Raw genomic sequence first — 26,714 nt, 5'->3', positions numbered from 1 at the left:
ACCTACCCCAATGAGAAAAAAAGTGATAAATTTTAAATGTTTTGTCACCCTTTTTTGAACCTAAACTGTTTTAGCACATATTAAGTGAAAAAGATGAAGGAAGATTTAAATTCAGGATTTAAAATTGCTGATTTAATCGTTAAGCGATTGGAAGGTCGATTAAGCGATGAGGAAAGCCAGTACCTGAATAATTGGAAGAATGAAAAAGAGGAGAACCTTGCTTTGTTCCACAGTCTTTCACAAAGTCCTGAAAAGCAGTATTTCGATCGAGAATTAAAATTGGAAAAAGCCAATAAAGCTGCAGGTTGGGATAAAATTCAATCGAAAATTAGAAAAGATAAAGTTCGAAAATTAAGGTTGAATGTAATGAGAATTGCGGCAGTTTTGATTATTGCCATTGGAACGACCTTCTTCTTTTCAACACTTATTGATCAAAGCTCTGATGGACTTATCAATCCTGGCAGACATCAAGCTGTTTTAATCACGAGCGATGGCGAGCAATATCAGCTCGACGAAGAAATCACGCTAAGTGAAGGTGATGTAGTCATTTCGAACAGTACAAAAGAATTGATATATCAAAAAAGATCAGATAACAACAAAACGCAATTAACCTATAATACCATTATTATTCCCAAAGGGGGGGAATATAAGTTGACACTGATGGATGGAACCAGAATTTGGCTGAATTCAAATTCGAAACTTAGGTTTCCATCAGAATTTGGATCGGGGGTAAGAAAAGTAGACCTAGAAGGGGAGGGATACTTTGAAGTAGCTAAAGATCCGGCTCATCCATTTGTTGTCGACGTAAATAAAGCACAAGTGAAAGTGCTTGGTACCTCGTTTAATGTAAATGCCTACCCCGATTTAAACGAAATTGTAACTACCTTAGTCGAGGGTAAGGTTGAAGTTCGTGATACCATATTTGGCAGTAAAGATCAACTAATGCCAAACGACCAGTACCTTTTCAATAGGGTTACAGGTAAAGCCAAAAAGCATGTAGTTGATACAGATGTATTTACTGCATGGAAAGATGGGAGATTTGTTTTTGAAGATGAGAGCTTGGAAAAGATCATGATGAGACTTTCAAGATGGTATGATGTTGAAATTATCTTCTTAAATGAGTCTGTAAGAGATTTAAGATTTACAGGAGATCTTACCCGATACGACAATATCGATCAGATATTGGAGTTGATTGAGCTGACAAAAAAAGTGAAATTCACTATAAAAGATAGAAGCCTACTAGTAGAGGAAGTGTAAAAAAAACCGGGATTTGCTGCCACAAATCCCGGACAAAGCCAATAAACACTACTTTATTAGAAGTGTAATACTAACCAAATCACAGCTCAAAATTATGAAAAAAAATCGGAATTAGTCGTTTATGCAGAAAAGAAAAGAGTTTTTTGCAGTAAGACTCCTGTTTTTCTTCTTGCTATTTGTGTTTTCTGGACAAAAATCCAGAGCCTTGCCCCAGGAAGAAAGACTAGAGTTAAATATGAAAGGTGTTGATTTGATTCAGGTAATTTCTGAAATCAAGGAAAGGACTGATTATACTTTTCTGTATAGCGTTGACGACATAAAGAAAGTAAAAGGAATAAACCTTTCCGGCCCACCTAAAAGTGTTAAGGATATTCTAACTCAATGTTTATCAGAGTCAGGATTGACCTATGAAATTAGAGATCGTCTAATTATTATCAAACCTGAATCTAATGGTAAAACTTCTGACGAATCAGGTAAAAAATCTGAACAAGTAAAAAAGTTTAGCGGGAATATTACTGATCGTAAAGGTATGGCCTTGCCCGGAGTATCAGTTTTAATTAAAGGAACGTATTTCGGAACTTCGACCGATATTAACGGTAACTATTCCCTGATTGCAGCCAATGATCCAAATACTATCCTGGTTTTTTCATTTATAGGCATGGAAACCAAGGAAATTCGTGTTGGGGAATTGGAAAATTTAGATGTAATTCTCTTTCCTTCTGATGAAAAACTTAGAGAAGTTGTTGTCACTACCGGGTTTCAAAAAATAGACCGAAGTTTATTTACCGGTGCAGCAAATAAATTAAATCAGGAAGATATTGCCCTAAGCGGTATTGCCGATGTGAGTCGTTCGCTGCAAGGGCATGTTTCCGGAGTTCAGGTAGATAATATATCCGGAACTTTCGGAACATCACCTATTGTTCGTATTCGTGGTAAAGCATCGATTAATGGAAGTAACAAGCCACTGTGGGTGGTCGATGGCGTTGTTCAGGAAGATATCGTAGAGCTTACCAATAATGATTTAACCTCTGGAAATCTATCCACTGTATTAAGTTCTGGTGTAGTGGGTATAAATCCAGATGATATCGAATCCTATCAGATCTTAAAAGATGCATCGGCGACCGCCTTATATGGGGCAAGGGCCATGAATGGTGTAATTGTTATTACTACAAAACAAGGAAAAACGGGGAAGCCACAGGTTCGCTATTCGGGTAGTGTTATTTTGCGTCAGAAACCAAGCTACTCTCAATTCGATATTTTATCATCCAACGAAGAGATGGTCTTATATGAAGAGCTTTATGAGAAAGGCTGGATTGATATTGCACAAGCATCGTCGGCTTCGAATCATGGAGCATTAAGCAAAATGTTTAACGAGATTGCAAACAACAATTTAAGTTGGGGACCTGATGGAGGCTTGAACTACCAGTTCTTGTCGAAGTATGCAAACACAAATACCGATTGGTTTGATGTTTTATTTCAAAATTCACTTTCTCAACAACATTCCTTTGCCATATCAGGAGGAGATGATAAATCTCGTTATTATGGCTCTTTGGGATATTATCATGACAATGGTCAAACAGTTGCCGATAATGTAAAAAATTACACCGCTTTAGCGAAGGCCGATTTTGATGTTTCAAAACGATTGAAGCTGGGTTTTAAATTATCTGCAAACAAGAGGGATCAGCACTTGCCAGGATCAAAGGATAGGAAGTTCGAACCAATCACAGGTATTTATGAGCGCAATTTCGATATCAACCCATTTAATTATGCATTGTATACCAGCCGCAGTATAAGGCCATATGACGACCAGGGCGAACTGGAATATTTTAGAAGAGATTATGCCCCATTTAATATTTTGTATGAACTCGATCATAATTATGTGAATGTTGATGTAGACGATATTTTGTTCCAGGGTGATTTGCAATTTGCAATTACCTCGAAGCTTAGGTTTCGTACAAAATTTCAAGGGCGTTGGGTAAGTACTTTGCGGGAGCAGAAAATTCACGAATCATCAAACCATGCAGAATCTTATCGTGCAGATAATCCTTTATTTGTAGACCGAAACAGTTTCTTGTTCGATGATCCGGATGCTCCTGAAAGAGATCCATATACAGTTTTACCTCGTGGGGGATTTTACAACACAACCAAAAATACGCTAACCAGTTATTTTGTTAGAAATATTGTTGATTGGAAAATAAAATCGGATCATGACCACATTGCCAATTTATTGTTCGGACAGGAAATAAGGTATACCGACAGAGTAGAAACCCACAACGAAGAATGGGGATATCTTTATAATGAGGGAGGGCTAATTGTGACCGACCCTAATGTAGCCAGGTATTTAAAATTCCGTGATCAGAAAGACCATTACAGGTATAAGGAAAAATATAGGTTTACCGGTATTTTTCTAACGGGAGCTTATTCTTATAAAGGAAGGTATATCTTTAATTCTACATTTAGATATGATGGTGATAACCGACAGGGAAAGAATAGTGATTCGAGGTATCTGCCAACCTGGAACATTAGTGCTGCCTGGAATATGCACGATGAAGATTTTATGAAAACATTCAATTTTATCGATCGATTAAAATTGAAGGCAACATATGGCTTGTCGGGCGATAACGGCGTAGGGGCAAGTCCATCTCTTATTTTAAAAGCCGATCAACCCTTAAGACCAACAAGTGGCGATGGAGAAACAATTTTGTATATAGATGAATTGGCCAATAAGGATCTTACCTGGGAAAAATTGTATGAATTCAATATGGGTATGGAATTGGAAGTTTTTAAAGGACGATTTTATGCCGATCTGGAATACTATCGAAGAAAATCGAAAGATTTGCTTGGCTTTGTAACAACAAGTGGAGTTGGAGGAATTCGCACGAAGTATGGCAATGTAGGAGAAATGGAAATTAATGGATTCGAATTCACTCTAAGCTCACAAAATATTCGGGAAGGTAATTTTAAGTGGGACACGCGACTTACCTTTAGTTATGGCAAAGACAAGATAACAGAATACTTTGATGAGCCTAGAATTGGAGATGCAATTCAAACATTAGGTACCAACATAAAAGGATACTCTTCGAATAGTTTGTTTTCAATTCCTTTTGCAGGATTAGATGGGAATGGAGTTCCTCTGTTTTACGGACCGGATGGGAGAACAATCCAAAGCCTGAACCTTCAAAAAAGAATTGATATCCTGAATTACTTAAAATACGAAGGTCCGACTACACCTAAAGGGTTTGGAGGCTTAGAAAATATATTCAAGTACAAAAACTGGACTCTTTCCCTGGGTATCAATTATCGATTTGGCAATAAAGTTAGATTGGAAGATGCGTTTAGCGATAGCTATGATGATTATTCAAGTTTGCCAGGTGGACTTAAAAACAGATGGAGAAAAGCAGGCGATGAACATGTAACCAATATTCCAGCCATACTTAGCAGATGGGATTCGGAAGCCCTTAGCGATAATGGTTTGAATCCATACCAACTGTATAACAAGAGTACAGCAAGGGTCGCCGATGGAAGTTTTGTAAGAATTAAAAATATTAGTCTGAACTATAACCTGCCCGATTCCTGGCTAAGATCCTTGAATTTACAATCGGCAAATATAAAATTACAAGCCTATAATTTAGGACTGTTATATTCCGATAAAAAGTTAAATGGAATTGATCCTGAGTTCTTTCAATCGGGAGGAATTTCTCTACCAATGGCCAGAACTTATAGTTTTTCTGTAAATTTAGGCTTTTAATTGATACCGATTTGGCTTGATGAAAAGACTCTTATGCATACTACTGTTGGCTCTTGGCCTGTTTTCATGTGATTCTTACCTGGAAGAGAATCCCGATGACAGGAAAGAATTAAAAACAGTTCATGATGCAGCAAAGTTGGTTGCCAATTCGTACAATCAGGGTACTTATTTATTTATTGAATGGATGACAGATAATGTTACTGCCATTTCCGATAATACCCAGCGAGAACACATGACCGAAGCCTTTACCTGGTCGCCAATGGACTCTTATGAATCGCAGGAATCGCCAACCTATTTTTGGGAAAATGCATATTATGCCATTGCTCATTGTAACGAAGCTCTTGCCGTAATTGACGAACTAAATGGAGATGAGGATTTAAAGGCTGTGGTAAGAGGAGAGGCTTTAATATCAAGGGCCTATAACCATTTCCTTTTGGTAAATGTATTTTCTAAACATTACAGCCCCAATACTGCTGCCGACGACCTGGGAATTCCATATGTAGATGAGGTGGAAGATCAGCTATTTAAAAATTACCCAAGAGGAACGGTAAAAGAAGTTTACGAAAAGATTGAAAGTGACCTTACAACAGGACTGTCTTTACTGAAGGATGATTATTTTGTAGGTTCAAAAAAATATCATTTTACTAGAAAGGCTGCCTATGCTTTCGCAGCTCGTTTCTACCTGTTTAAAAAAGATTATTTAAAGAGTTTACAATACTGCGATCTGATTTTAGATGGTAACCCATCCATATATGTTCGCAACCTAAGCCAAATTTACCAGGGAACCAACTTTGACGAAATGGCATCTAAAAATTCTGATGTCAACGAAATCTCCAACCTAATTGCAATTCGAAAGGAAACTTTTTATGCAAGAGCCAATTACGGATACAGGAGTAGCAATGCTATATTCGATATCATTTATTCAAATAATTTGCAAGAAGAGAATGACATAAGGGATCAGCGATGGAGCTATAACACTGGTGCTATTGTGGCACCGAAATACAATGAACTATTTCGCTACACAACTTCGAATACCGGTTTTCCATATTTTATTCAGAATGAACTGAAAGGAGAAGAAGTACTCCTTAACCGGATGGAATGCCATATCATGAACAGTGAATTTCAAAAAGCACTGGATGATTATCATGTTCTTGCAATAAAGCGCTACGAGAGCGGAGGAATCGTGGATATTGAAAAAATAAAAGCCTTCTATTCCTTATCGGATACAAAAAATGCCATGATTCGTTTTTTACTCGATGAAAGAAGAAAAGAGTTTCTGGATGAAGGATTAAGATGGTTTGACATCAAAAGGTTTGAATTGCCAATCACTCATATTGATATCCAAGGAAACGAATATCAGCTAATTCCCAACGATATAAGAACGGCTGTACAATTGCCTGAATCGGCAATCGCTAATGGCATTACACCAAATCCCAGGTAAATATGAAACTTACATTTACATCTCGTTTTCTGTTTGTTATTGCCCTGATACTGCTGCAGTTTTCCTGCGACAAAAATGATGGTGAAAAATACGTGGCTCCTGAAATAGAATTATCCAACCATCCTAATGATGTATACTTGCGCGAGAACATTTTGAAAGAATATGGTACCGCAATTCGTTGGAAATGGGATCAGCGATTTATAAGAAAAGGACAGTCAGCCGAACCCATTAAAGAAGATCTTGTAATTCCCATTACCAAGATTGTAGAAGATTTGTGGATTAAACCATTTATTGCCTTATCAGACGATTCTGAAAAATTTATTCGGGACTACATGCCAAAAGAGTTGGTATATATTGGTTCATACATATACAATAGCAATGGATCGGCTATCTTGGGATACTCCGAAAGTGGTGCCAGGATAAGTCTAATGAATTTGAATTCATACGATCTAAAAGATCGAATTTGGCTGGAAGATGTTTTGATTACCATGCATCATGAATTCGCTCATATTGTACACCAAAATAACGGAATGCCAAAAGCTTATCATCTCATCTCTCCCAAAGGATACTTAGGCGAAGGTTGGAGAAATGGAGTTTCGTTTACCGATGCAATAAAAAGAGGCATGGTATCGGCTTATGCCACGGATAATCAGTACGAAGATTTTGCAGAATTGACTTCGCGATATTTGGTGCAGGATACCATTTACTTTAATTCTACCTATCTTAAAGATTGGGATTGTGCCCAGTTTATCAATCCGGAATCGTGTCATGAAATTAATGAAGGCCGAGAATTAATCAGGCAGAAGTTGAATGCAATAAGAACCTTTTACCTGGATGAATTTAATATCGATATTAAAATTTTAAGGGATACGATTCAAAAGAGAATGTCAGCCTACGAAAATATGTAAGGATGATAAAAACCATACCGGTTGGTATCAGTAGGTGAATTTTTTGTTATCTTTGTTCTTACACAAATAAATAGAACTGAAATGCCATCAGAGATTTTTAAGGTTCAAACCGAATCTGGTACACCAAAATACAAACAATTAATCAATTCTTTACTACAATCTATCGACAATGGCGATGTTGCTGTGGGCGATAAATTGCCATCAATTAATTCTATATGTAAGGAATTTGCATTGTCGAGAGATACAGTTTTAGTGGCTTTTAATGAACTAAAAGTGCGTGGTGTTATATCGTCGGTTCCAGGAAAAGGCTACTATTTGGCAAGTACATCTACCCAGTTTAAAAAGAATATTTTTCTGCTTTTCGAAGAATTCAATGTGTTTAAAGAGATCCTTTACAATTCATTTATCGAGAACCTAAACGATAAAGCAAGTGTTGATATCTATTTTCATCACTTTAACCGATCTGTTTTTAAAGAATTAATTGAGAACAATCATGGCAAATATACTTCCTATGTAATTATGCCTGCCAAATTTAACGATGCCTATAGCGTATTGAAACAATTGCCTGAAAAGGAGGTGTATATTCTCGATCAGACAAACTCTACCTTAAAAAAACATTTTCCGGCAGTCTATCAGAATTTTGAGAAAGATATGTTCACAGCCTTGCAGTCTGGCCTGGATTTGTTAGAGAAATATGAGAAAATTTATCTGGTTTACCCAGGTGGTAAAGAGCCGGTAGGTCAATTAAAAGGTTTCAGAAAATTTGCTAGTTATTACGAAGACAAATGGGAAATGGAGGTTATTGACTCCTTGAAGGATCAGGAAATTAAATCGGGTGAAGTTTATATTGTACCAAATGATAATGACCTGGTTACTCTTGTGAAGGAGGCAAAAAATCTAAAACTGAAAATTGGCTCAGATCTTGGAATTATATCTTATAACGATACTCCATTAAAGGAAGTTGTTGCAGATGGGATTACAACCATAAGTACAGATTTTAAGGAAATGGGTAAAATTTTAGCTGAATTGGTTCTAAATTTAAAAAATGAATTGATAGAAAATAAATCAAGCTTAATAAGGCGCAAATCCCTTTAAAAATAAGCTAACGGATGATATTTAAAAGCTCCTGTTCTTCGGAATTGGAGCTTTATTTTTATGTGATGTTTTTGCAATTCAATAAAAAAAATCTAAATTCGCCTACCAGTACCAACCAGTAAGTAATAATTATGCAAGTTAATGAATTGAAAAAGGAGTTTGAAAAATTCTATGGTGACGGAGAATGTCATGTGTATTTCTCTCCAGGCCGTGTAAACCTGATTGGAGAACATACGGATTACAATGGGGGATTCGTATTTCCATGCGCATTGTCATTCGGAACCTATTGCATATTACGGAAAACAAATAATGATTATTTCCAGCTTAGATCATTAAACCAGAAGAAATCTTACAAACTTCGACTTGATGAGTTGAGCAAACCTATGGAGAAAGGCAATTGGGCAAACTATGTGCTTGGTGTAATTGCTCAGTTTGCAAAAGATGAATTGTTTCCTGACAGTGGTGCTGATATTTTGTTTTGGGGAAATGTGCCCAATGGAGCAGGTTTATCATCCTCGGCATCTCTCGAGGTTGTTACCGGGGTTGCAATTAATCAGGAATATCGTTTTGGAAAAGATCAATTAAGCATCGTAAAATACAGCCAAAAAGCCGAGCACGAGTTTGCAGGTGTAATGTGTGGTATTATGGATCAATTTGCCTCGGGAATGGGGAAAAAAGATCATGCGATTTACTTGAATTGTGATAAGCTTGAATATGAATTGGTACCCATAAAGCTGGAAGGCGTAAAAATTGTGATTGGCAATACTAATAGCCCACACAGTTTAGACGAAAGCAAATACAATGAACGAGTTGCTGAATGTCAGGCAGCTGTTAAGGCAATTAACCCCTCCAGGAAGATTGCCAATTTAGGTGAATTGTGCCTGACAGAATTCAACTCTCTCGAAAATACGATAGAAGACGAGCTAATACGAAAAAGAGCTCGCCATGTGGTAAGTGAAATTGAAAGAACTCAAAAGGCAGTCGAAGAGCTTAAAAAAGGAAACCTCTTTGAGTTTGGACAATTGATGAACAAATCACATGATTCACTTCGCGACGACTATGAAGTAACTGGTCGCGAATTGGATTGCATGGTGAATGCAGCACGAAAAATTGAAGGAACCATAGGTTCCAGAATGACAGGAGGTGGATTTGGGGGTTCAACTGTTAACCTGGTAAAAGATGAATTTGTAGAAGAATTTATCGAAAAAGTAGGAAAAGAATATACCCAAAATACGGGTATTGTAGGAGAATTTTACGTTGCCGAGATAGGCGACGGAGGTAAAAGAATTGAATAATCTAAAAAAGATTTCAGATGGCGAAATTTGATTACATTGAGAACCCACATCGCAGGTATAACCCATTAAATGGAGAATGGATTTTAGTATCACCACACAGGTCGAAAAGACCTTGGCAAGGCCAGGTAGAGAAAGTGATAGAGGAGAAAAGGCCAGAATACGATCCGAGTTGTTACCTCTGCCCGGGAAATGAAAGAGTGGGAGGCGAAAAAAATCCAGATTATGAAGACGTATACTCTTTTCAGAATGATTTTAGTGCACTCTTGCAGGATACTCCTGAAGGCGAATTCTCGGATGGAGAATTATTTAAAGCACAAAGCGAATCCGGAATTTGTAAGGTAATATGCTTTAGTCCGAATCATAGTCTAACCGTTCCTGAAATGAAAGTGGAAAATATTCGCAAGGTTGTTGATTTGTGGTGCAAAGAGTATCAAGAGTTGGGCGAGAAAGAGGAGATAGGTTACGTTCAAATCTTCGAGAATAAAGGAGCAATCATGGGTTGTTCAAATCCGCATCCTCATGGACAAATCTGGGCTTCAAAACTGGTTCCTCTCGAGCCATCTAAAGAGTCAGAAAACCAATTGGTTTACTATAAAAAACATGGCAGAACCATGCTGTCGGATTATCTGCAATCGGAATTAGAGAAAAAGGAAAGAATTTTGGTTGAAAATAATTCTTTTGTAGCTTTAGTACCGTTTTGGGCTGTTTGGCCTTTCGAAAGCATGATTATTAGCAAAAGAGCGGTGTCGAATCTATTGGAATTGACCGATGAGGAGAGAACCGATTTGGCAGACATTTATAAGAAATTAACGATTATGTACGACAACCTTTTTGAGGTTTCGTTTGCATATTCAGCAGGATTGCACCAGGCTCCTACTGATGGAGAAGAGCATCCTGAGTGGCATTTACACATGCATTTCTATCCACCTTTGTTACGCTCGGCTAGTGTTAAAAAATTCATGGTAGGATACGAAATGCTGGGTACGCCACAGCGCGATATTACTGCAGAAGGTGCAGCAAAACGATTACGAGAATTATCTAAAACACATTATAAATCGAGATAAGATTTCATTGAAGAATATTTATCGATATTCAAATGAATCTATTATCTCAACCCGATGAAATTCGGGATTTAAATCTAATAAAATGGCGAATACATTTTCTTTCCTTGATTATGTGATTTTTATCGTTTACGGGATTGTAATTGTTGGTGTAGGATTGTGGGTGTCTCGAGATAAAGAAGGTCACCAAAAAAATGCTGATGATTACTTTTTGGCATCAAAGTCATTGCCTTGGTGGGCGATTGGGGCTTCATTGATCGCCGCAAACATTTCAGCAGAACAGTTTATTGGAATGTCGGGATCTGGTTTTGCAATCGGTCTGGCAATTGCCTCCTATGAATGGATGGCAGCTCTAACTCTGATTATTGTAGGAAAATATTTCCTGCCAATTTTCATTGAGAAAGGTTTGTATACCATTCCTGAGTTTGTTGAGAAACGATACTCAACAAATCTAAAAACAATATTGGCGATATTCTGGATTGCACTTTATGTATTCGTTAACCTAACCTCGGTATTGTATTTAGGAGCTCTCGCTCTTGAGACAATTATGGGAATTCCAATGATTTACGGAGTAATTGGATTGGCTCTGTTTGCAGCCAGCTATTCTTTGTATGGAGGTTTATCTGCAGTAGCGTGGACCGATGTAATTCAGGTGGTATTCCTAATTTTAGGTGGTTTGGTAACAACTTACCTTGCTTTAGATACAGTTTCGGGAGGTGAAGGTGTTTTAGCCGGATTTAAACACATCTACGAAGCAGCTCCTGATAGTTTTCATATGATTTTGGATAAGGCTCATGATCAATACAAGAACCTTCCTGGTTTGGGCGTAATTGTGGGTGGTATGTGGGTTGCTAATCTTTACTATTGGGGATTTAATCAGTATATCATCCAAAGAACTCTTGCAGCCAAGTCGCTTCAGGAATCCCAAAGAGGGATTGTTTTTGCAGGTTTCCTTAAGCTGATTATCCCTTTGATTGTAGTAATTCCTGGAATTGCGGCTTATGTAATGGTTAATGATGGAACTATTATGGCTTCATTAGGAGATGCTGCCCAAAATAATGTACCGAGCATGGAATCTGCAGATAAAGCCTATCCTTGGTTACTGCAATTTTTACCAACAGGATTAAAGGGAGTGGCATTTGCAGCATTGGCGGCAGCTATTGTGTCTTCTTTGGCTTCGATGTTGAATTCTACTTCGACTATTTTTACAATGGATATTTATAAGCCATATTTTAATCCGAATGCTAGTGATAAAGAGACTGTAAATACCGGAAGAATATCAGCAGCCGTTGCTCTTGTTATAGCAGGTTGTATTGCTCCATTATTAGGAGGTTTAGATCAGGCCTTCCAATTTATACAAGAATATACAGGTGTTGTTAGTCCGGGTATTCTAGCTGTGTTTATGCTGGGATTATTCTGGAAAAAAGCAACAAACAAAGGTGCTATTGTGGGTGTTTTATCATCTATCCCAATTGCCATGTTCTTTAAAGTTGGACCTAAAGGTTGGCTTACAGGTAGCGGTATAGAGGGAATTTTTCCAAACTTACCATTCCTTGATCAGATGGGGTACACGGCCCTGCTTTCAGCAGCTATTATTGTTTTAGTTAGTTACATTCAGAACAAAGGAGCTGATGATGCTAAAGGAATCGAAATCAGTAGAAAAACATTTGCGACAGGTAAAGTATTTAATATTGTTGCCTATGCAATCTGTATATTATTGGTTGCACTATACGCAATCTTCTGGTAGTATAGAATAAAAATATTAGGATGGCACACTTTCACGGGAAGTGTGTCATTCTTATGAAATATCAATGATAAGAATGAAAAAGAAGGTTTTAGTAACGGGAGGAACCGGTTATATAGGTTCGCATACTGTTGTTGAGTTACAAAACAGTGGGTTTGAAGTTGTAATTGCAGATAATCTTTCCAATTCGAAAATTGAAGTGCTGGATGGTATCGAGAGTATCACAGGCATTCGTCCGTTGTTTGAGAAGATTGATTTGAGTTCAGAAAATCAGTGCATAGATTTTTTCAAGAAATACAATGATGTACAGGCCATTATTCATTTTGCAGCATCGAAAGCTGTAGGCGAATCGGTTGAAAATCCATTATTGTATTACCGAAACAATTTGAATTCGCTGATGAATATTCTTGCAGCAATGAAAGAACATTCCATTTCCAATCTTGTGTTTTCTTCATCATGCACCGTATATGGTCAGCCCGATCAATTGCCGGTAACAGAATCTACACCTCGAAAAGAGGCCGAATCTCCATACGGAAATACAAAATCGATATGCGAGGATATCATTCGTGATACAGTGAAAGCTCATTCCAACTTAAAGGGGATTGCACTTAGATATTTCAATCCGATAGGAGCACATCCAAGTTCAAAAATTGGTGAATTGCCATTGGGTGTTCCGAACAACCTTATTCCTTTTTTAACACAATGCGTGGCAGGAATACGACCTGAATTAAGTGTGTTTGGGAATGATTACAATACGGCCGATGGATCTTGCATTAGAGATTACATCAATGTTGTTGATTTGGCAAAAGCTCATGTGGTAGCCATTGAGAGATTGATGAAGGATGGCAATAAAGAGAACTACGAATATTTTAATGTAGGTACAGGCAAAGGGGTATCGGTATTGGAGATCATTGAGTCTTTCGAGCGATCGACAGGAGAGAAAGTACCTCATAAAATTGTAGGTCGCCGAGCTGGCGATATCGAGCAGATTTATGCAGATACATCTTTTTCGAACCAGGAGTTGGGATGGAAGTCGGAAAAAAGTTTGGACGAAACTTTACTTTCGGCCTGGAATTGGCAAAAAACCTTAGAATAAATTAAAAACGAATAGCTGAAGAAGTGCGCAAACTTCTTTTTTAATCAGGAAAAGATTGAATAGCTTTACCTGATGATTTAAAAATAAAAGCATGCAAGTTTATACCCTCAAAAACAATTACATAGAAATTGATTTTATCCCAAGAGGAGGTCAGATTATTGCGATTAGAGTTCCCGATGCAAATGGGAATGTAGCCGATGTAGTTGTTGGTTACGATACCCTTGAGGAAACTCTTGCCGGCGATGGGTATTTTGGTGCACTCTGTGGTCGTTATGCCAACAGAATTGTGAAAGGTCGGTTTGAGATTGATGGAGAAAAATTCCAGTTGGATTGCAACAATGAAACCAATCATTTACATGGTGGTTTTGATGGATTTCATGCAAGAAACTGGGAGGTTAATGCTCTTGTTTCGGAGAAATATACTCAAGCGTATCAATTAAAGTTAAGCAGCGAAGACGGCGATCAAAATTATCCTGGAAAGCTGGATGTGAGTGTGACATATGGATTGACAAATAACAATGAATTGGTGATTGAGTACGAGGCGGAAACATCAAAGCCGACTGTTATTAATTTAACCAGTCACCCATATTTTAACTTGCACGGTGCAGGTAATGGTTCTGCCGTGAACCACGAGTTGCAATTGAACGCTTCAAGGTACACACCTATTTCTGCCAGTTTGGGAACCACTTCGGGAGAAATTGCATCGGTTATCGATACACCTTTCGATTTTACCAGTCCAAAATCGGTAAAGCTGGCTTGCGAGAGCAATCATGAACAAATCAATTTATTTGATGGAATCGACCACAATTTTGTGATTGATCATTATGATGGTTCGGTGCGCTTAGCGGGGACGTTGATGGATCCGGAATCGGGACGCAAAATGGAAGTGTACACCGATCAGCCAGGAATACAAATCTATACCGGGGCACATTTCGATGGTTCAACAAAAGGCAAAAAGGGTGCGCCTATCGAGCAATGCGCTGGAATTGCCATGGAAACACAAATATTCCCAAATTCGCCGAATTACGAGCACTTCCCTAATGCAATATTGCAACCAGGTGAAAAGTACAAGCACATTTGTATTTATAAATTTTGCTAAGAAAGGTAGTATAAAAGCGATAGGAACAATATCAATAAGAAAACTCAATACTATAAATAGTATATAGGCGTATACCCTTTCTTAAAAGGATGCCTTAAACATCAAACAGAGTTGGTTTACATTCATTTAGACTCTGTTTGGTGTTTTTTTATTCATTTACAAGTAAGTTACACCCGCGAATATCAGAATGGTCGAATCGGCCAAGAATTTCAAAACTTCCATCTGTGTGGATTTTTCCAAGATCCTGCGTCTCAATAAACGAACAGGAGTGCACATTAGCCAAATCAATTACATTTACACCACCCGTTCTGCCCGTTTTTTCGTACGAGAAAGGATCGTAGGTATCTCGAATCAGAATTTTCATCCAGTTTGGTGTATGGAATAAACTCCTGCCTTTCGAATAAGCCTGTGATAAAAGTTCTGTCATACCATATTCAGAGTGAATTTCGCTTACTCCCAATTTTGTGCAAAGAAATTTATGCAATTCTTCACGCGTAATTTCCTTCCTTCTACCCTTCATTCCTCCTGTTTCCATGATAATCACATCGGAGAAATCCAATTCATAATTTTCGGCCAAATCGAGCAAAGCAAAACTCACACCCAATAGTAAAATTTTCTGCTTTCTTTGTTTTAAATCTGCAATGGTCTCAATCAACTCTTCGTGGTTGTGCAGGTAAAAGCCACTTTTGGGATGCTTGCTGTCACGAATCAAATGTTCCATCATGTAAATTAGCGATGAGCCTTCTCGTTCGAGATAGGATGGCAGCAAGGCCAAAACACAATAATCTGTAATCGATCCGTAAAAATCTTCAAATCCTTTTGTGAAACTTTTTTCGTAAATACTTACATCGGGAACAAAATGCCGGCTGGTTAAAATCCCGGTAGTTCCACTACTGGTAAAAGTTTCCACAGCAGGATCATTTCCAGAAACTACTTTTCGTGATTTAAAGAATTCAATCGGAAGAAAAGGAATATCAATGATTTGCTTCACCTGATTTACATCCTTTTTCAGATGTTGAAGATATTCCCTGTAAACGGCATTATTTTCCGCCTGGTAACGAAAAATCTCCAATGCCACTCTCTCAAACTCTTCTTCATTCGATATGGAAAATATCTTATCCTGCCAATTCATTTCTACTCCTTATTTGTTTTGGCTACAAAGGTAATTGATTTTTATGAGGCATTTTCATAAAAAAAGCCGACTGATTTCGAGTCGGCTTTCCTGTTTTATTGATGATATAACTTCGGATTTGGTTTTGGATAAACAGTGATTGTGATTTCGCTGGATTCTATGCTGCAACCTAAACTATCAGTCACCTCCACTTTCACTTTATCTCCATTTACAAGGCTGTTCACGGTAAATGTATTTCCTGAAACTCCAGAGCTTTGCTCAACATTATTTACATAGAACTTATAAGAATAAGCAGGATTTCCATTGCTGGCATTTGCAGTAAAAATGGCATCTTCAGCTTCGCAAACTTCATTGCCTGCAGGCCCGTTAATACTTACACTTAAGTTCGAACTTACCACAATTTGAACAATGTGAGTCGAAATGTTGCCATGAATATCTTCAGCTTGCCAGGTCACATTAGTTGTTCCCAAAGGGAATGATTCACCATCAAGACTACTACCACCACCATTGTAATTGTGAGTCAAGCTTTGAATACCACAATTATCGGTAGCCGTTGCATCAAATGTAGTTCCACTTATAAGGTATTCACATCCGGCAGTGTTGGGGTTTAGATTACGATCAGAAACATTATTTAAACTTGGATCTTCATCATCGCTTACCGTAACGGTAAAGCTTGATTGAACGGGGCCATTTCCTGAGGCATCAGTATATTCAAAAGTTACAGTTGTTATTCCCACTGGAAAATTAGAGCCGCTTGATAACCCGGCAATTAATGTTCCATTCTGATCTCCATCACAATTATCGGTAAAAACCGGACCCGTGTAATTTACTTTGGCTCCACAAATGCCTGCTTCGGCAGATACATTAATATTTGCCTGTGCCGATTTTAGGGTAGGAAGGCTGTTGTCTACCACCGTTATATCTGTGGTACATGTTGTGCTTGAAAGATCTTCATCGGTAACAGTTAAAGTTACCGAAACAGTTCCTTTATCCGAGCAATCGAAAGTATTTGGAGATACCGATAAACTTACGGTTCCACCATCATTGTCATCATTCGAACCATTGTCTATTTCTGAAGGATCTAATGTGTAATTTCCTGTTGCATCGAGGTAAATTGTTACACCACTTTTACAAAGTGCCACCGGAGGATCATTATCAACCGTCACGTTTATCGATACTGTTGCAATATTCGATTCGGCTCCCGAATTGTCTTTTATGGTATAGGTGAAACTATCGGCTCCCGTGTAATTATTGTTTGGTGTATAAGTTACCTCGCCAGTCACGAAATTTTGTGAAAGGCTACCATTCGAGGGGCCCGTTTTAATTAAAACACTGGCCTTGTCAATGGTTTGATTGCCATCAATATCCGAATCGTTGGCCAGTACATCAATTGTAACAGCAGTATCTTCGTTGGTTGAGGTATTGTCATCAACAGCAACTGGTGCAGCATCGTTATTAAAAATTACGCTAATGCTAACACTTGCCTGAACCGCATCACCATTGCCATCGGTAATTTCGTAGGTGAATGCATCGTTTCCAAAATACTCTGAATTTGGCATATAGCTAAAGGTACCATCGGCATTCAAACTTAAGGTACCATTGCTTACATCACTTACAACACTATAAGTAATTGGCAAGTCGAACAGGTTCGAATCATTCGAGCTTACATCATCATTCAATTGTGTATCTTCAGGCGTAGAATAGCTATCGTTTACAGCAACTGGTAAATCGTTAATCGGATTCACGGTGATATTTACTGTTGCAGTGGATTGGTCTCCATCCACATCCTGAATGGTGTATTCAAAGGAATCAGCTCCATTGTAATTGGAATTTGGCGTATAGGTAAAACTGCCATCGTTATTGATTGTTAAGCTTCCATTAGCAGGATTTGTATTGCTAACAACAGTAACCGGAGCATCACCCAGTCCAAGGTCATTGGTCATTACATTATCGCTTATACTATCATCTTCATCAACTGTATAGCTGTCATTTTTCGCCACTGGAGTATCATCATCGTCTATAATTGTACCTGTGGCTGTGCTGATACCAATATCAACTTTGTTAGGAGGATTTCCAATTTCGATGCTAAAGTTCTCGTTGCCTTCCTCTTCTGTATCCTGAACGGTTGAAATGCTAATGGTCATGCTACTTTGGTTGGCAGGAAGTGTAACTGATGTCCATCCCGAGCCATTAAAATCTGTTGGACTAACAGCCGTACCATTACTTGTGCGATATTCAAAATTTATATCGGTGCTTCGAACAGGGCTTACCGTTACTGTAAAGTCGATTGCACTTCCCTCTGTTGCCGATGCATCGGATATGGATAGGGTTGGATTTCCTTCGTTATCGAGTATGGTTCCTGTAGCCGAAGTGTTGCCCAGGCTAGCATTACTTACCGAAGAAAAGTTTACCACAAACTCTTCGGTTTGTTCATTTGCATTGTCATCTTTTGTTACAAAAGCTGGGAAATTTACGCTTGTTGATCCCGCTGGAATGCTTATGGTTCCAGAAGAGAAAGATGAAAAATTGATAAAGTCGTTTTGCTTGGCGTTGCCCGGACCATTGCTTAAAACAATCTGGTAATCGAATGTAATATTTACATCGGCCGGATGGTCCAAAACTGCCTGGAAAACAATATCAGTTCCTTCAATTTCACTGGCATCCGAAATTGTGATGCTTGGCATTGCGTCATTATCTGTAATGAATATGCTTGCGTTTGTATTTCCTGCAGTCGCATTGCTCAAATTACTCAATTGCAGATCGAAAAATTCATTCGACCCTGGTTCATAAACATTGTCATCAGTAATGGAAATGGTAATAGCCTTGTCTTTTTCTCCAGGGTTAAAGGTGATGGTACCCGAATAAGTTGCAGCAGTAAAATCATCGGGATGTGTGGCGGTATTATCAGAAATGCTGTAATCTGCTGTTACCGTTTTACCACTTTCAGTGTTCAGACTCACTTCCAAACTCACCGTTCCTGCATCTTCATTAAAAGTTTGGTCGTTAACCGATATTGTAGGCGGTGTATCATTATCCTGAATGGTTGCCGTTCCCGAAACGATACTCTCTACTGCCTCCACGACATTAGTAATGCTCAAACTAAAATCTTCATCATTCTCGTTTAAAATGTCGTTGGTAATGGGCACCGAAATATCTACAAAGGAATCGCCCGAGGCAATGGTTGCCGTACCCGTAGTCGGACTGTAATCCTGACCACTGGCTGCAGTTCCTGCCGTAGTAAAATAATCAAAAGTTACGTCTACATTATCGGCGGCCAACCAAGGGTGAGAGAGTTCAACCCTAAACACCGCATTCAAATCTGTTCCTTCCGTAACTGTAATGTTCGTACTGGTTACCGATAAACATGGGAGAATCCGAATCTCGTTTGAAGGAAAGGATTCGGTGTTTGAATCGCCACATGGAGATAAACCGGTTACCTTATATCTACCAGGATTATTAGGCTGAAAAGTTGAATTGTTTTCACCAGTAATTACAACTCCATCTTTGTACCAATTGTAGGAGGTAAAGCCCGAAGCAGTAAGAATCACATTATCGCCACATAAACCTTGTTCGGCAATATCCGGACTTTGGTTTACTTGCGGGATATCTCCGAATCCAGAGTAGAATCCACCACCACCAACATTACCACTTTGTACGGCAAGCATGGCGTTCAATGCTCCACTTGATGTAATTTTAAAGATCCAATTTGAACCTCCTCCATACATGGCTTTCTGCAATTCAGACTTTGGAATATTGTATGCATCCCAGTAGTTGTTGCCAGCTACATCTTTTCTAAAACCATTGGCCAAATTTACGCCGTTAAGCTGTATTTGTGACCCTTTTTGAGTAACCAGTTTTAAAACCGGACTCACAGTTAAACTGGATAGTTTATTTGTAAATGCAATGGTAACTTCTTTGTCGGCAGTACATTTTAAAGGTGGAATAAAACACAAGCCAGCTGTCTGCTTTTTATTTGCTCCCGATAGAGTTTGGTATACAAATACTTTCTTATTGGCGTCGATATACAGATTGCCATCGGTTGTATTGCTAAAATCGTTAATGTTGGTAAAGAAATAATCACCTGCATTAGCAAGTGTCGTGGTTTTTGTATTGTTTTTATAGGTAATTACAGTATTGTCTTCGGTAGCAATTACCAAAGCTCTTTCGTTTTGCTCAGCACCGCCAGTTTTTCCCTCTCCTTTAATCAGGATATATTCATCGCCCACAACATCGGTTGGTACCAACTGGTCAAAACCAACATCACGACCAGGATTATTTCCTGGTTTCCCAGAAGCACACATCGATCCGGAACTAACAGCAATTGGCTTGTTAGAGCTAATGTGAGTACCGTTAATAACATTCAGGTTTGAGGTTTGTTTTTTTAGATCGTTGATACTAATCCCAACCACATAAGACTGTCCTTTATTTAAACTAATGGTAAAGGTATTGGGTTGATTTTTTAGATGTGCCCGTGGGTTGCTAATGGTAACATTGGTATTGTTCTCGGTTGCCATAACACCAATAAAATGGCCATTATGCCCATCGTAACTTCCCGATGTGGAATACATGTGTCCACTGTAAAAATCGGTTCCCAAACCAGTAGTTCCCTTGGAAGTAAGCAGGTCTCCCTGGGCATTTGATTTATTCTGAATACTCACAAAAAACTTTTTCGAACCAGATACAATCAATCCTTCAGTATCAAGAACTTTATTCAAATCGCCAGTTCCAATAATCCCTTGTGATTGTAGTATCCTTCCCGGCCAGTTTAAGCTGACTTTCCGCGGAGAAGAATTTGATAAACTTACGGTTCTTACAAATGTACCATCGTTGTTGGTAATGGTAACATCAAATGCAGTGGTTTCTGTGGTAGTTAAGACCAACTGGTGATCATCTACATTGGCTTTTGAGTTCGTAAATGAGCACATTGGTGGAATATAGTGAAGACTATCCACTTGTGCTTCCGACTTTTTACTAATCAATAATAGGGAGAAAACAAAAGCAGTATGAAAGATAAATTGTAGAAGTCTTTTCATAGTAAACAGTTAGTAGTTTAGCTTAATACTACGCAAATAAACTTAATTTGTTTTTATTTTGATACTGTAAAATAAAAAAAGCAGTCTCGAAAGACTGCTTTAACTTCCCAAATGGGAAAATATATTGGATCGTTAATTATCCTCTAATCGCTGCTACACCTGGTAATTCTTTACCTTCGATGTACTCAAGAAGTGCACCACCACCAGTTGATACGTAGCTTACTTTATCAGCTAAATTGTACTTGTTAATTGCTGCAACAGAATCACCACCACCAATTAAAGAGAAAGCACCTTTCTCAGTGGCAGTTACAATGGCATCAGCAATTGCTTTTGTTCCTTTCGCGAAAGTATCCATTTCGAATACTCCTACAGGACCGTTCCAAAGAATTGTTTCCGACTCTTCAATTACTTTCTTGAAGTTTTTAATGGTTTCTTCAGCAACATCTAATCCCATCCAGTCAGCTGGAATTTCTGATACATTACACACTTTTGTATTTGCGTCGTTTGAGAAATCATCAGCAACTAATGCATCAACAGCAAGGTGAAGTTTTACATTGTTTTCTTCAGCTTCTTTAAGAATTTCTCTTGCGATATCTAATTTATCATCTTCAACCAAAGAGTTTCCGATATTACCACCCATCGATTTTACGAAAGTGTAAGTCATACCACCACCAATAATCAAGTGGTCAACCTTAGGCATTAATGTTTTGATGATATCAATTTTTGAAGAAACTTTAGCACCACCCATAATTGCAGTTAATGGACGCTTAGAATCTTTCAATACTTTATCAACGCTCGATAGCTCACCTTCCATTACATAACCGAACATTTTGTCCTCTGGGAAGAATTTAGCAATTACAGCAGTTGAAGCGTGAGCACGGTGTGCAGTACCAAATGCATCGTTGATCCAAAGATCAGCCAAATCAGCTAATTTTTTAGCGAAAGCTTCGTCACCCGCTTTTTCTTCACCGTAAAAACGAAGGTTTTCCAACAATAGAACTTCACCTTCTTTAAGCTCAGCAGCCATTGTTTTAGCGCTTTCACCAATACAATCATCAGCAAATTTCACATCAACACCTAATTTTGCTGAAAGGTGAGAAACGATGTGCTTCAATGAGAATTTTTCATCAACACCTTTTGGTCTACCAAGGTGAGACATCAAAATCACTGATCCGTTTCCTTCTAATACCTTTTTAATGGTTGGAAGTGCAGCACGGATACGTGTGTCATCGGTAATTTCGAACTGATCGTTCAAAGGCACATTAAAATCTACTCTGATAATCGCCTTTTTTCCTGAAAAATTGTATGAATCAATTGTTTGCATTGGAATAAGTCTTTAATTTTTTTCTTCCAAACAAAGGTATGTTTTTATTCAAATTGCTGCAAAAAAGATATGGAATTCATTTGTAATAAACTGATGATCAGCTTAAAATAAAGCATGTGTAAAACGCTTTGAAACGATTGCATAAATTTTTCTTTATTATAAAATCAAGCTCAAAACGTCATTTTTTTCAGCTTTGCTACTCATCTTGGCTCAAAGTGAGAAAGCTCTGCTATATTTTTTTAACTTTGGATACCCAGATGTACCTTTGCAATCTGTTAGTCGAAGGATGATTTGTTAGACGAAAGCATTCATGTGCTTGGTAACCGGTTCATAATAGAAATTCATGCAATTTAAAGATATAATTGGCCACAAAGAGGTCAAACAGCGTTTTATTCAAACTGTTAAGGAGAACAGGGTAAGTCATGCCCAATTGCTAATTGGTCCGAAAGGAGTTGGCAAATTGTCCATGGCTATAGCGTTTGCGCAATATGTTTCTTGTTTGGATAAACAGGATCATGATTCTTGTGGTGTTTGCTCATCCTGCAGAAAGTACAATAAATTGATTCATCCCGATTTGCACTTTGTTTTTCCGGTGGTGAAAGGCAAAGGTTTTACCAATCCGGTAAGCGATAATTTTATTGAACTCTGGCGTTCACAGCTTGAAAGCGATCCCTATTTCGATATCGGCGATTGGTATCGAACTTTGGGAGTAGACAATTCCCAGGGGATGATTTATTCTGGCGAAAGCAATGAAATTATCAGGAAGCTTAATCTGAAAACTTATGAATCGGATTATAAGGTCATGGTAATTTGGTTGCCCGAAAAAATGCATACTTCCTGTGCCAATAAATTGCTTAAAATGATAGAAGAGCCACCTGTGAAAACCTTGTTTTTTATGGTAGCCGAAGAGCCTGACAAAATTCTTCAAACCATTTTATCTAGAACCCAGCTTATCAAAATTCCGGCCATCGATCAGGAATCTTTATCTGTAGCCGTAAAAAATGAATTCAACCTTAACGATCAGGAATTAAAAAATGTGGTTCGTTTATCTGAAGGGAGTTATCGAAAGGCAAGAATCCTAATTCAGAATTCTGATGAAAATGCAGAGAATTTCGAGAGTTTTGTTTCCATCATGAGACATTGTTATGCTCGCAAAGTACTCGATATTATGGAATGGGCAGAAGAAATTTCGGGCATAGGTCGCGAACGTCAGAAAAGTTTTCTGAACTATTGTGTTCGCATGATACGTGAAAATTTTATTCTGAACCTAAAGCAGCCCGAAATGGTTTATTTGAGTGGGGAAGAAATGAATTTCTCGCAACGATTTTCACCCTTTATCAATGAAGATAATGTTTGGATGATAGCAGATGAACTTTCGAAAGCCTACTCAGACATCGAGCGGAATGCCAATGCTAAAATTGTTTTTCTTGACCTGGGTTTAAAGCTGGTTAAATTACTGCGACCATAGGTGGTATCTTTCGAAATCAAGATGAGTATAAAACTTCGAAATGCCAGTTTGTTCTTTCAAATCAATAAAGTGAATTCGTGAACATCCCTGACTTTTATGCTGAATATTTTTAATGGAACTCAGCTTATTAATTACACGAAATCGTTACCTTTAAAGGTTTGTAAATTAAATTCGTTAATTTTGCGGTCGATTATCGACTAATAATCAATATATATATGACAGAAAATAAGGAACTAAAAGGAAAATGCAACGGCTGCTCATCCAATAAAAGAGACCATCGTTTGTTGGCAGGTAAGCTGGATGTATACGATTGGTTAAAAGATGTTCCTGAAAGTGCACAATGTCCAGATGTTGTTGAAATAAAATTTAAGAATACCCGTAAGGGGTTCTATTCAAATACAAATCAATTAAGATTACAAAGAGGTGATGTGGTTGCAGTAGAAGCATCACCAGGACATGATATTGGGATTGTATCCTTAACAGGCGATTTGGTGGTGGAGCAAATGCGCAAGCAAAAACTCGACCCACATACTTACGAAGCAAAGAAAGTATACAGAAAAGCCAAACCTGTTGATATCGACAAATGGCATGAAGCCATTGCACTGGAACACAAAACCATGATTAAAGCACGCCAGATTTCAGCTGAGTTAAAGCTGGATATGAAAATTGGCGATGTTGAATACCAGGGAGATAAGACAAAAGCAATCTTCTATTATATTGCCGACGATCGAGTTGACTTTAGACAGCTGATTAAGGTGCTTGCAGAACAATTCAAAATTAGAATTGAAATGCGCCAGATTGGTGCACGCCAGGAAGCCGGTAGAATTGGTGGAATTGGTCCGTGTGGTAGAGAACTATGTTGTTCTACCTGGATTACCAATTTTGTTTCGGTAACAACAAATGCTGCTCGTTACCAGGAAATATCATTAAACCCTCAGAAACTAGCGGGACAATGTGGCAAATTGAAATGTTGCCTGAATTTTGAGTTAGACTGTTATATCGATGCTCAAAAGGATTTTCCAAATACAAGCATTCCTCTGGAAACAAAAGATGGTACAGCCTATCACCAGAAAACAGATATCTTCAAACGACAAATGTGGTATTCGTTCGATAAGTTCAATTCGATGAATATGGTTCAGCTGTCTGTTGACAGGGTGAAGGAAGTGATCCGCCTTAATAAAAAAGGAGTAAAAGTAGATAAGCTACAATCAGATAAGTCGAATGATGCTAAAAAGTCGCTGGATTACGAAAATGTAGTAGGACAGGATAGTTTGAATCGTTTCGATAAGAAAGAGAATCCAAATAAACGAAGAGGAAAAAGAAAATTCCGTCGTAAACCTAGAAAAACAAGTAAGCCAACAAAGTCATGAAGCAAGTTTTCAGGATGTTGTGTGTAGCTGTGATTGTTCTTTCAGCTCAAGCATGCGATTCAAATCGTGTATACGAAGAGTATCAGAAAATTCCGGATTATAGCTGGAATTTAAACCATACCCTGCGTTTTGAGATTGAAGTTACAGATACAATTCATGCTCACAATTTGTATGTAAATGTGCGAAATACGGGTGCATATGCCTACAGCAATATGTGGTTGTTTTTGAAGAGAACATCGCCCGATGGTAGCGTGGTCGAAGATAAATTTGAATGCAATCTGGCTACCGAAAAAGGGGAATGGTTCGGAAGTGGATTTGGTGATATTTTCGACTTACAAATTCCTTATCAGCAGAATATCGTTTTTCAAAAACCAGGTACATATGTGTTTGAAATTGTACAGGGAATGCGCGATGAGGACTTAAAGGAAGTAGTAAATGTTGGCTTAAGACTGGAAAAAGCAAATTAATAAAATATTTAGCGATTAGTCGTGGGAAAGAATAAATTACAGCGTTTTGCTGAGATGGATACTTTTGGTAATGTGTTTCAACCAACTCACAATGAAGTCTGGGAGAAAAATTACCATTTGAAGGGGAAATGGAATAAAGAAGTTTTTAAGAACGAAAACCCAATTGTTTTAGAGGTTGGTTGTGGAAAAGGTGAATATACCGTAGGACTGGCCCGAAAATTCCCAAATAAAAACTTTATTGGCATCGATATTAAAGGTGCAAGAATGTGGCGTGGAGCTAAAACCGCGATCGAAGAGGGCTTGGATAATGTTGGTTTTATCAGGACCAAAGCAGAATTGCTGGAGTCGATTTTTGCTTCGGGGGAAATCTCAGAAATCTGGATTACCTTTCCAGATCCTCAGATGAAAAAAGAGAGAAAAAGATTAACTGGAACCCGCTTTCTGACGCTGTATTCAAACTTATTAACAGATGATGGAATTATCCATTTGAAATCGGACAGTAACTTCTTATACGAATATACTTCATACGTAATCAAAGAAAATGATCTTGCCGTAGATGTGGACACCAACGACCTGTACAATTCAGGAAAGGCAGATGATATTCTTTCAATCAGAACTTTTTATGAGCAGCAATTTCTCGACAGGGGAATTCCGATTAAATACCTAAAATTTAAATTGGAAGGTAAATCGGAGTTTACAGAGCCCGATGTTGAGATTGAAATGGATTCTTACCGAAGTTTTGGCAGAGACAAACGCGAACAATAATGTCCGATTTGTATGATAGAATTTACGAAGTGGTTCGGCAAATTCCTGCCGGAAGAGCAAGCAGCTATGGTGCTATTGCCAAATTTGTAGGTTCGCCACGAGGTTCGCGAATGGTTGGTTGGGCCATGAATCAATCGCATTCGAGTGGAGCTTATGTACCTGCCCATCGGGTTGTGAATCGATTGGGGATGCTCAGTGGAAAACATCATTTTCCAGGAGAAAACTTGATGCAGGAATTGCTCGAAAATGAAGGAATTATAGTTGTTGATGACCAGATTCAGGACTTCGATAAAATATTTTGGGATCCGATGAAAGAACTTGATTGGGATTCTATTTAAATTCATTCTAAATATTTACCTTTGCAAGTGTCGTATCGAATTCACGATCAGGTAAACTGGAAGCGATTTCGAT

18 protein-coding genes are annotated in these 26,714 nt (G+C 38.2%); 15 read left to right on the top strand and 3 right to left on the bottom strand.

What is annotated here, in order from left to right:
* Positions 1–93 precede the first annotated feature (93 nt).
* The 10 genes from ELS83_RS13720 (at position 94) to ELS83_RS13675 (ending at position 14,744) form a co-directional block, all read left to right on the top strand.
* Entirely contained in the window at positions 94–1,257 is a 1,164-nt protein-coding gene (locus tag ELS83_RS13720) for a FecR family protein (RefSeq protein ID WP_171596129.1), read from the top strand.
* A 121-nt stretch (positions 1,258–1,378) separates the two neighbouring features.
* Entirely contained in the window at positions 1,379–5,005 is a 3,627-nt protein-coding gene (locus ELS83_RS13715; RefSeq protein ID WP_171596128.1) for a SusC/RagA family TonB-linked outer membrane protein, read from the top strand.
* 19 nt (positions 5,006–5,024) lie between these two features.
* Positions 5,025–6,446 carry a RagB/SusD family nutrient uptake outer membrane protein gene (locus tag ELS83_RS13710; protein ID WP_171596127.1) on the top strand — a complete coding sequence of 474 codons (1,422 nt, stop codon included), beginning with the start codon at positions 5,025–5,027 and terminating at the stop codon, positions 6,444–6,446.
* Between the two features lie 2 nt (positions 6,447–6,448).
* On the top strand, positions 6,449–7,354 hold the full coding sequence (locus ELS83_RS13705; RefSeq protein WP_171596126.1) for a substrate import-associated zinc metallohydrolase lipoprotein: 906 nt from the start codon (positions 6,449–6,451) through the stop codon (positions 7,352–7,354).
* An 81-nt stretch (positions 7,355–7,435) separates the two neighbouring features.
* Positions 7,436–8,449, top strand: a complete 1,014-nt coding sequence (locus tag ELS83_RS13700) for a GntR family transcriptional regulator (protein ID WP_171596125.1) — start codon at positions 7,436–7,438, stop codon at positions 8,447–8,449.
* A 131-nt stretch (positions 8,450–8,580) separates the two neighbouring features.
* Positions 8,581–9,744 carry a galactokinase gene (locus ELS83_RS13695; protein ID WP_171596124.1) on the top strand — a complete coding sequence of 388 codons (1,164 nt, stop codon included), beginning with the start codon at positions 8,581–8,583 and terminating at the stop codon, positions 9,742–9,744.
* 17 nt (positions 9,745–9,761) lie between these two features.
* Positions 9,762–10,808 carry a UDP-glucose--hexose-1-phosphate uridylyltransferase gene (locus ELS83_RS13690; protein ID WP_171596123.1) on the top strand — a complete coding sequence of 349 codons (1,047 nt, stop codon included), beginning with the start codon at positions 9,762–9,764 and terminating at the stop codon, positions 10,806–10,808.
* 82 nt (positions 10,809–10,890) lie between these two features.
* The gene (locus ELS83_RS13685; protein ID WP_171596122.1) at positions 10,891–12,552 is read left to right on the top strand and encodes a sodium/sugar symporter; all 1,662 of its coding nucleotides are present in this window, start codon (positions 10,891–10,893) and stop codon (positions 12,550–12,552) included.
* A 73-nt stretch (positions 12,553–12,625) separates the two neighbouring features.
* The gene (gene galE, locus ELS83_RS13680; protein WP_171596121.1) at positions 12,626–13,645 is read left to right on the top strand and encodes a UDP-glucose 4-epimerase GalE; all 1,020 of its coding nucleotides are present in this window, start codon (positions 12,626–12,628) and stop codon (positions 13,643–13,645) included.
* A 91-nt stretch (positions 13,646–13,736) separates the two neighbouring features.
* A complete protein-coding gene (locus tag ELS83_RS13675) occupies positions 13,737–14,744 on the top strand; it encodes an aldose epimerase family protein (protein ID WP_171596120.1) in 1,008 nt (335 codons plus the stop codon).
* A 148-nt stretch (positions 14,745–14,892) separates the two neighbouring features.
* Here ELS83_RS13675 and ELS83_RS13670 read toward each other — a convergent pair whose 3' ends face one another.
* The 3 genes from ELS83_RS13670 to ELS83_RS13660 form a co-directional block, all read right to left on the bottom strand.
* A complete protein-coding gene (locus ELS83_RS13670) occupies positions 14,893–15,876 on the bottom strand; it encodes a LuxE/PaaK family acyltransferase (RefSeq protein WP_171596119.1) in 984 nt (327 codons plus the stop codon).
* 95 nt (positions 15,877–15,971) lie between these two features.
* Positions 15,972–20,909 (bottom strand): Ig-like domain-containing protein, encoded by a 4,938-nt coding sequence (locus ELS83_RS13665; RefSeq protein WP_171596118.1) that lies wholly within the window; start codon positions 20,907–20,909, stop codon positions 15,972–15,974.
* A 136-nt stretch (positions 20,910–21,045) separates the two neighbouring features.
* Positions 21,046–22,233, bottom strand: coding sequence for a phosphoglycerate kinase (locus ELS83_RS13660; RefSeq protein WP_171596117.1), 1,188 nt, complete (start codon positions 22,231–22,233; stop codon positions 21,046–21,048).
* Positions 22,234–22,576: 343 nt separating this feature from the next.
* Here ELS83_RS13660 and ELS83_RS13655 point away from each other — a divergent pair, with 343 nt between their 5' ends.
* The 5 genes from ELS83_RS13655 to ELS83_RS13635 all read left to right on the top strand — a co-directional run bounded on the left by ELS83_RS13655 (position 22,577) and on the right by ELS83_RS13635 (position 26,641).
* The gene (locus ELS83_RS13655; RefSeq protein WP_171596116.1) at positions 22,577–23,701 is read left to right on the top strand and encodes a DNA polymerase III subunit; all 1,125 of its coding nucleotides are present in this window, start codon (positions 22,577–22,579) and stop codon (positions 23,699–23,701) included.
* Between the two features lie 215 nt (positions 23,702–23,916).
* The gene (locus tag ELS83_RS13650; protein ID WP_171596115.1) at positions 23,917–25,071 is read left to right on the top strand and encodes a PSP1 domain-containing protein; all 1,155 of its coding nucleotides are present in this window, start codon (positions 23,917–23,919) and stop codon (positions 25,069–25,071) included.
* On the top strand, positions 25,068–25,538 hold the full coding sequence (locus tag ELS83_RS13645; RefSeq protein WP_171596114.1) for a gliding motility lipoprotein GldH: 471 nt from the start codon (positions 25,068–25,070) through the stop codon (positions 25,536–25,538). Before ELS83_RS13650 ends, ELS83_RS13645 begins: the two co-directional genes overlap by 4 nt.
* Positions 25,539–25,559: 21 nt before the next feature.
* Positions 25,560–26,303: a tRNA (guanosine(46)-N7)-methyltransferase TrmB gene (gene trmB, locus ELS83_RS13640; protein WP_171596113.1), complete on the top strand. Its 744-nt coding sequence runs from the start codon at positions 25,560–25,562 to the stop codon at positions 26,301–26,303.
* Positions 26,303–26,641 (top strand): MGMT family protein, encoded by a 339-nt coding sequence (locus ELS83_RS13635; RefSeq protein ID WP_171596112.1) that lies wholly within the window; start codon positions 26,303–26,305, stop codon positions 26,639–26,641. The genes trmB and ELS83_RS13635 overlap by 1 nt, the downstream gene beginning before the upstream one ends.
* Positions 26,642–26,714: the final 73 nt, after the last annotated feature.

The organism is Marinifilum caeruleilacunae, from assembly GCF_013141825.1.
Lineage (GTDB): Bacteria > Bacteroidota > Bacteroidia > Bacteroidales > Marinifilaceae > Marinifilum > Marinifilum caeruleilacunae.
The sequence above is the reverse complement of the archived record's forward strand: the minus strand, read 5'-3'. Positions and strand labels throughout refer to the sequence as shown.

What these genes read in the sequence shown, in the direction of transcription:
- ELS83_RS13720 (WP_171596129.1), top strand. Translation starts at nt 94, where the DNA reads ATGAAGGAAGATTTAAATTCAGGATTTAAAATTGCTGATTTAATCGTT.
- ELS83_RS13715 (WP_171596128.1), top strand. Translation starts at nt 1,379, where the DNA reads ATGCAGAAAAGAAAAGAGTTTTTTGCAGTAAGACTCCTGTTTTTCTTC.
- ELS83_RS13710 (WP_171596127.1), top strand. Translation starts at nt 5,025, where the DNA reads ATGAAAAGACTCTTATGCATACTACTGTTGGCTCTTGGCCTGTTTTCA.
- ELS83_RS13705 (WP_171596126.1), top strand. Translation starts at nt 6,449, where the DNA reads ATGAAACTTACATTTACATCTCGTTTTCTGTTTGTTATTGCCCTGATA.
- ELS83_RS13700 (WP_171596125.1), top strand. Translation starts at nt 7,436, where the DNA reads ATGCCATCAGAGATTTTTAAGGTTCAAACCGAATCTGGTACACCAAAA.
- ELS83_RS13695 (WP_171596124.1), top strand. Translation starts at nt 8,581, where the DNA reads ATGCAAGTTAATGAATTGAAAAAGGAGTTTGAAAAATTCTATGGTGAC.
- ELS83_RS13690 (WP_171596123.1), top strand. Translation starts at nt 9,762, where the DNA reads ATGGCGAAATTTGATTACATTGAGAACCCACATCGCAGGTATAACCCA.
- ELS83_RS13685 (WP_171596122.1), top strand. Translation starts at nt 10,891, where the DNA reads ATGGCGAATACATTTTCTTTCCTTGATTATGTGATTTTTATCGTTTAC.
- galE (WP_171596121.1), top strand. Translation starts at nt 12,626, where the DNA reads ATGAAAAAGAAGGTTTTAGTAACGGGAGGAACCGGTTATATAGGTTCG.
- ELS83_RS13675 (WP_171596120.1), top strand. Translation starts at nt 13,737, where the DNA reads ATGCAAGTTTATACCCTCAAAAACAATTACATAGAAATTGATTTTATC.
- ELS83_RS13670 (WP_171596119.1), bottom strand. Translation starts at nt 15,876, where the DNA reads ATGAATTGGCAGGATAAGATATTTTCCATATCGAATGAAGAAGAGTTT.
- ELS83_RS13665 (WP_171596118.1), bottom strand. Translation starts at nt 20,909, where the DNA reads ATGAAAAGACTTCTACAATTTATCTTTCATACTGCTTTTGTTTTCTCC.
- ELS83_RS13660 (WP_171596117.1), bottom strand. Translation starts at nt 22,233, where the DNA reads ATGCAAACAATTGATTCATACAATTTTTCAGGAAAAAAGGCGATTATC.
- ELS83_RS13655 (WP_171596116.1), top strand. Translation starts at nt 22,577, where the DNA reads ATGCAATTTAAAGATATAATTGGCCACAAAGAGGTCAAACAGCGTTTT.
- ELS83_RS13650 (WP_171596115.1), top strand. Translation starts at nt 23,917, where the DNA reads ATGACAGAAAATAAGGAACTAAAAGGAAAATGCAACGGCTGCTCATCC.
- ELS83_RS13645 (WP_171596114.1), top strand. Translation starts at nt 25,068, where the DNA reads ATGAAGCAAGTTTTCAGGATGTTGTGTGTAGCTGTGATTGTTCTTTCA.
- ELS83_RS13635 (WP_171596112.1), top strand. Translation starts at nt 26,303, where the DNA reads ATGTCCGATTTGTATGATAGAATTTACGAAGTGGTTCGGCAAATTCCT.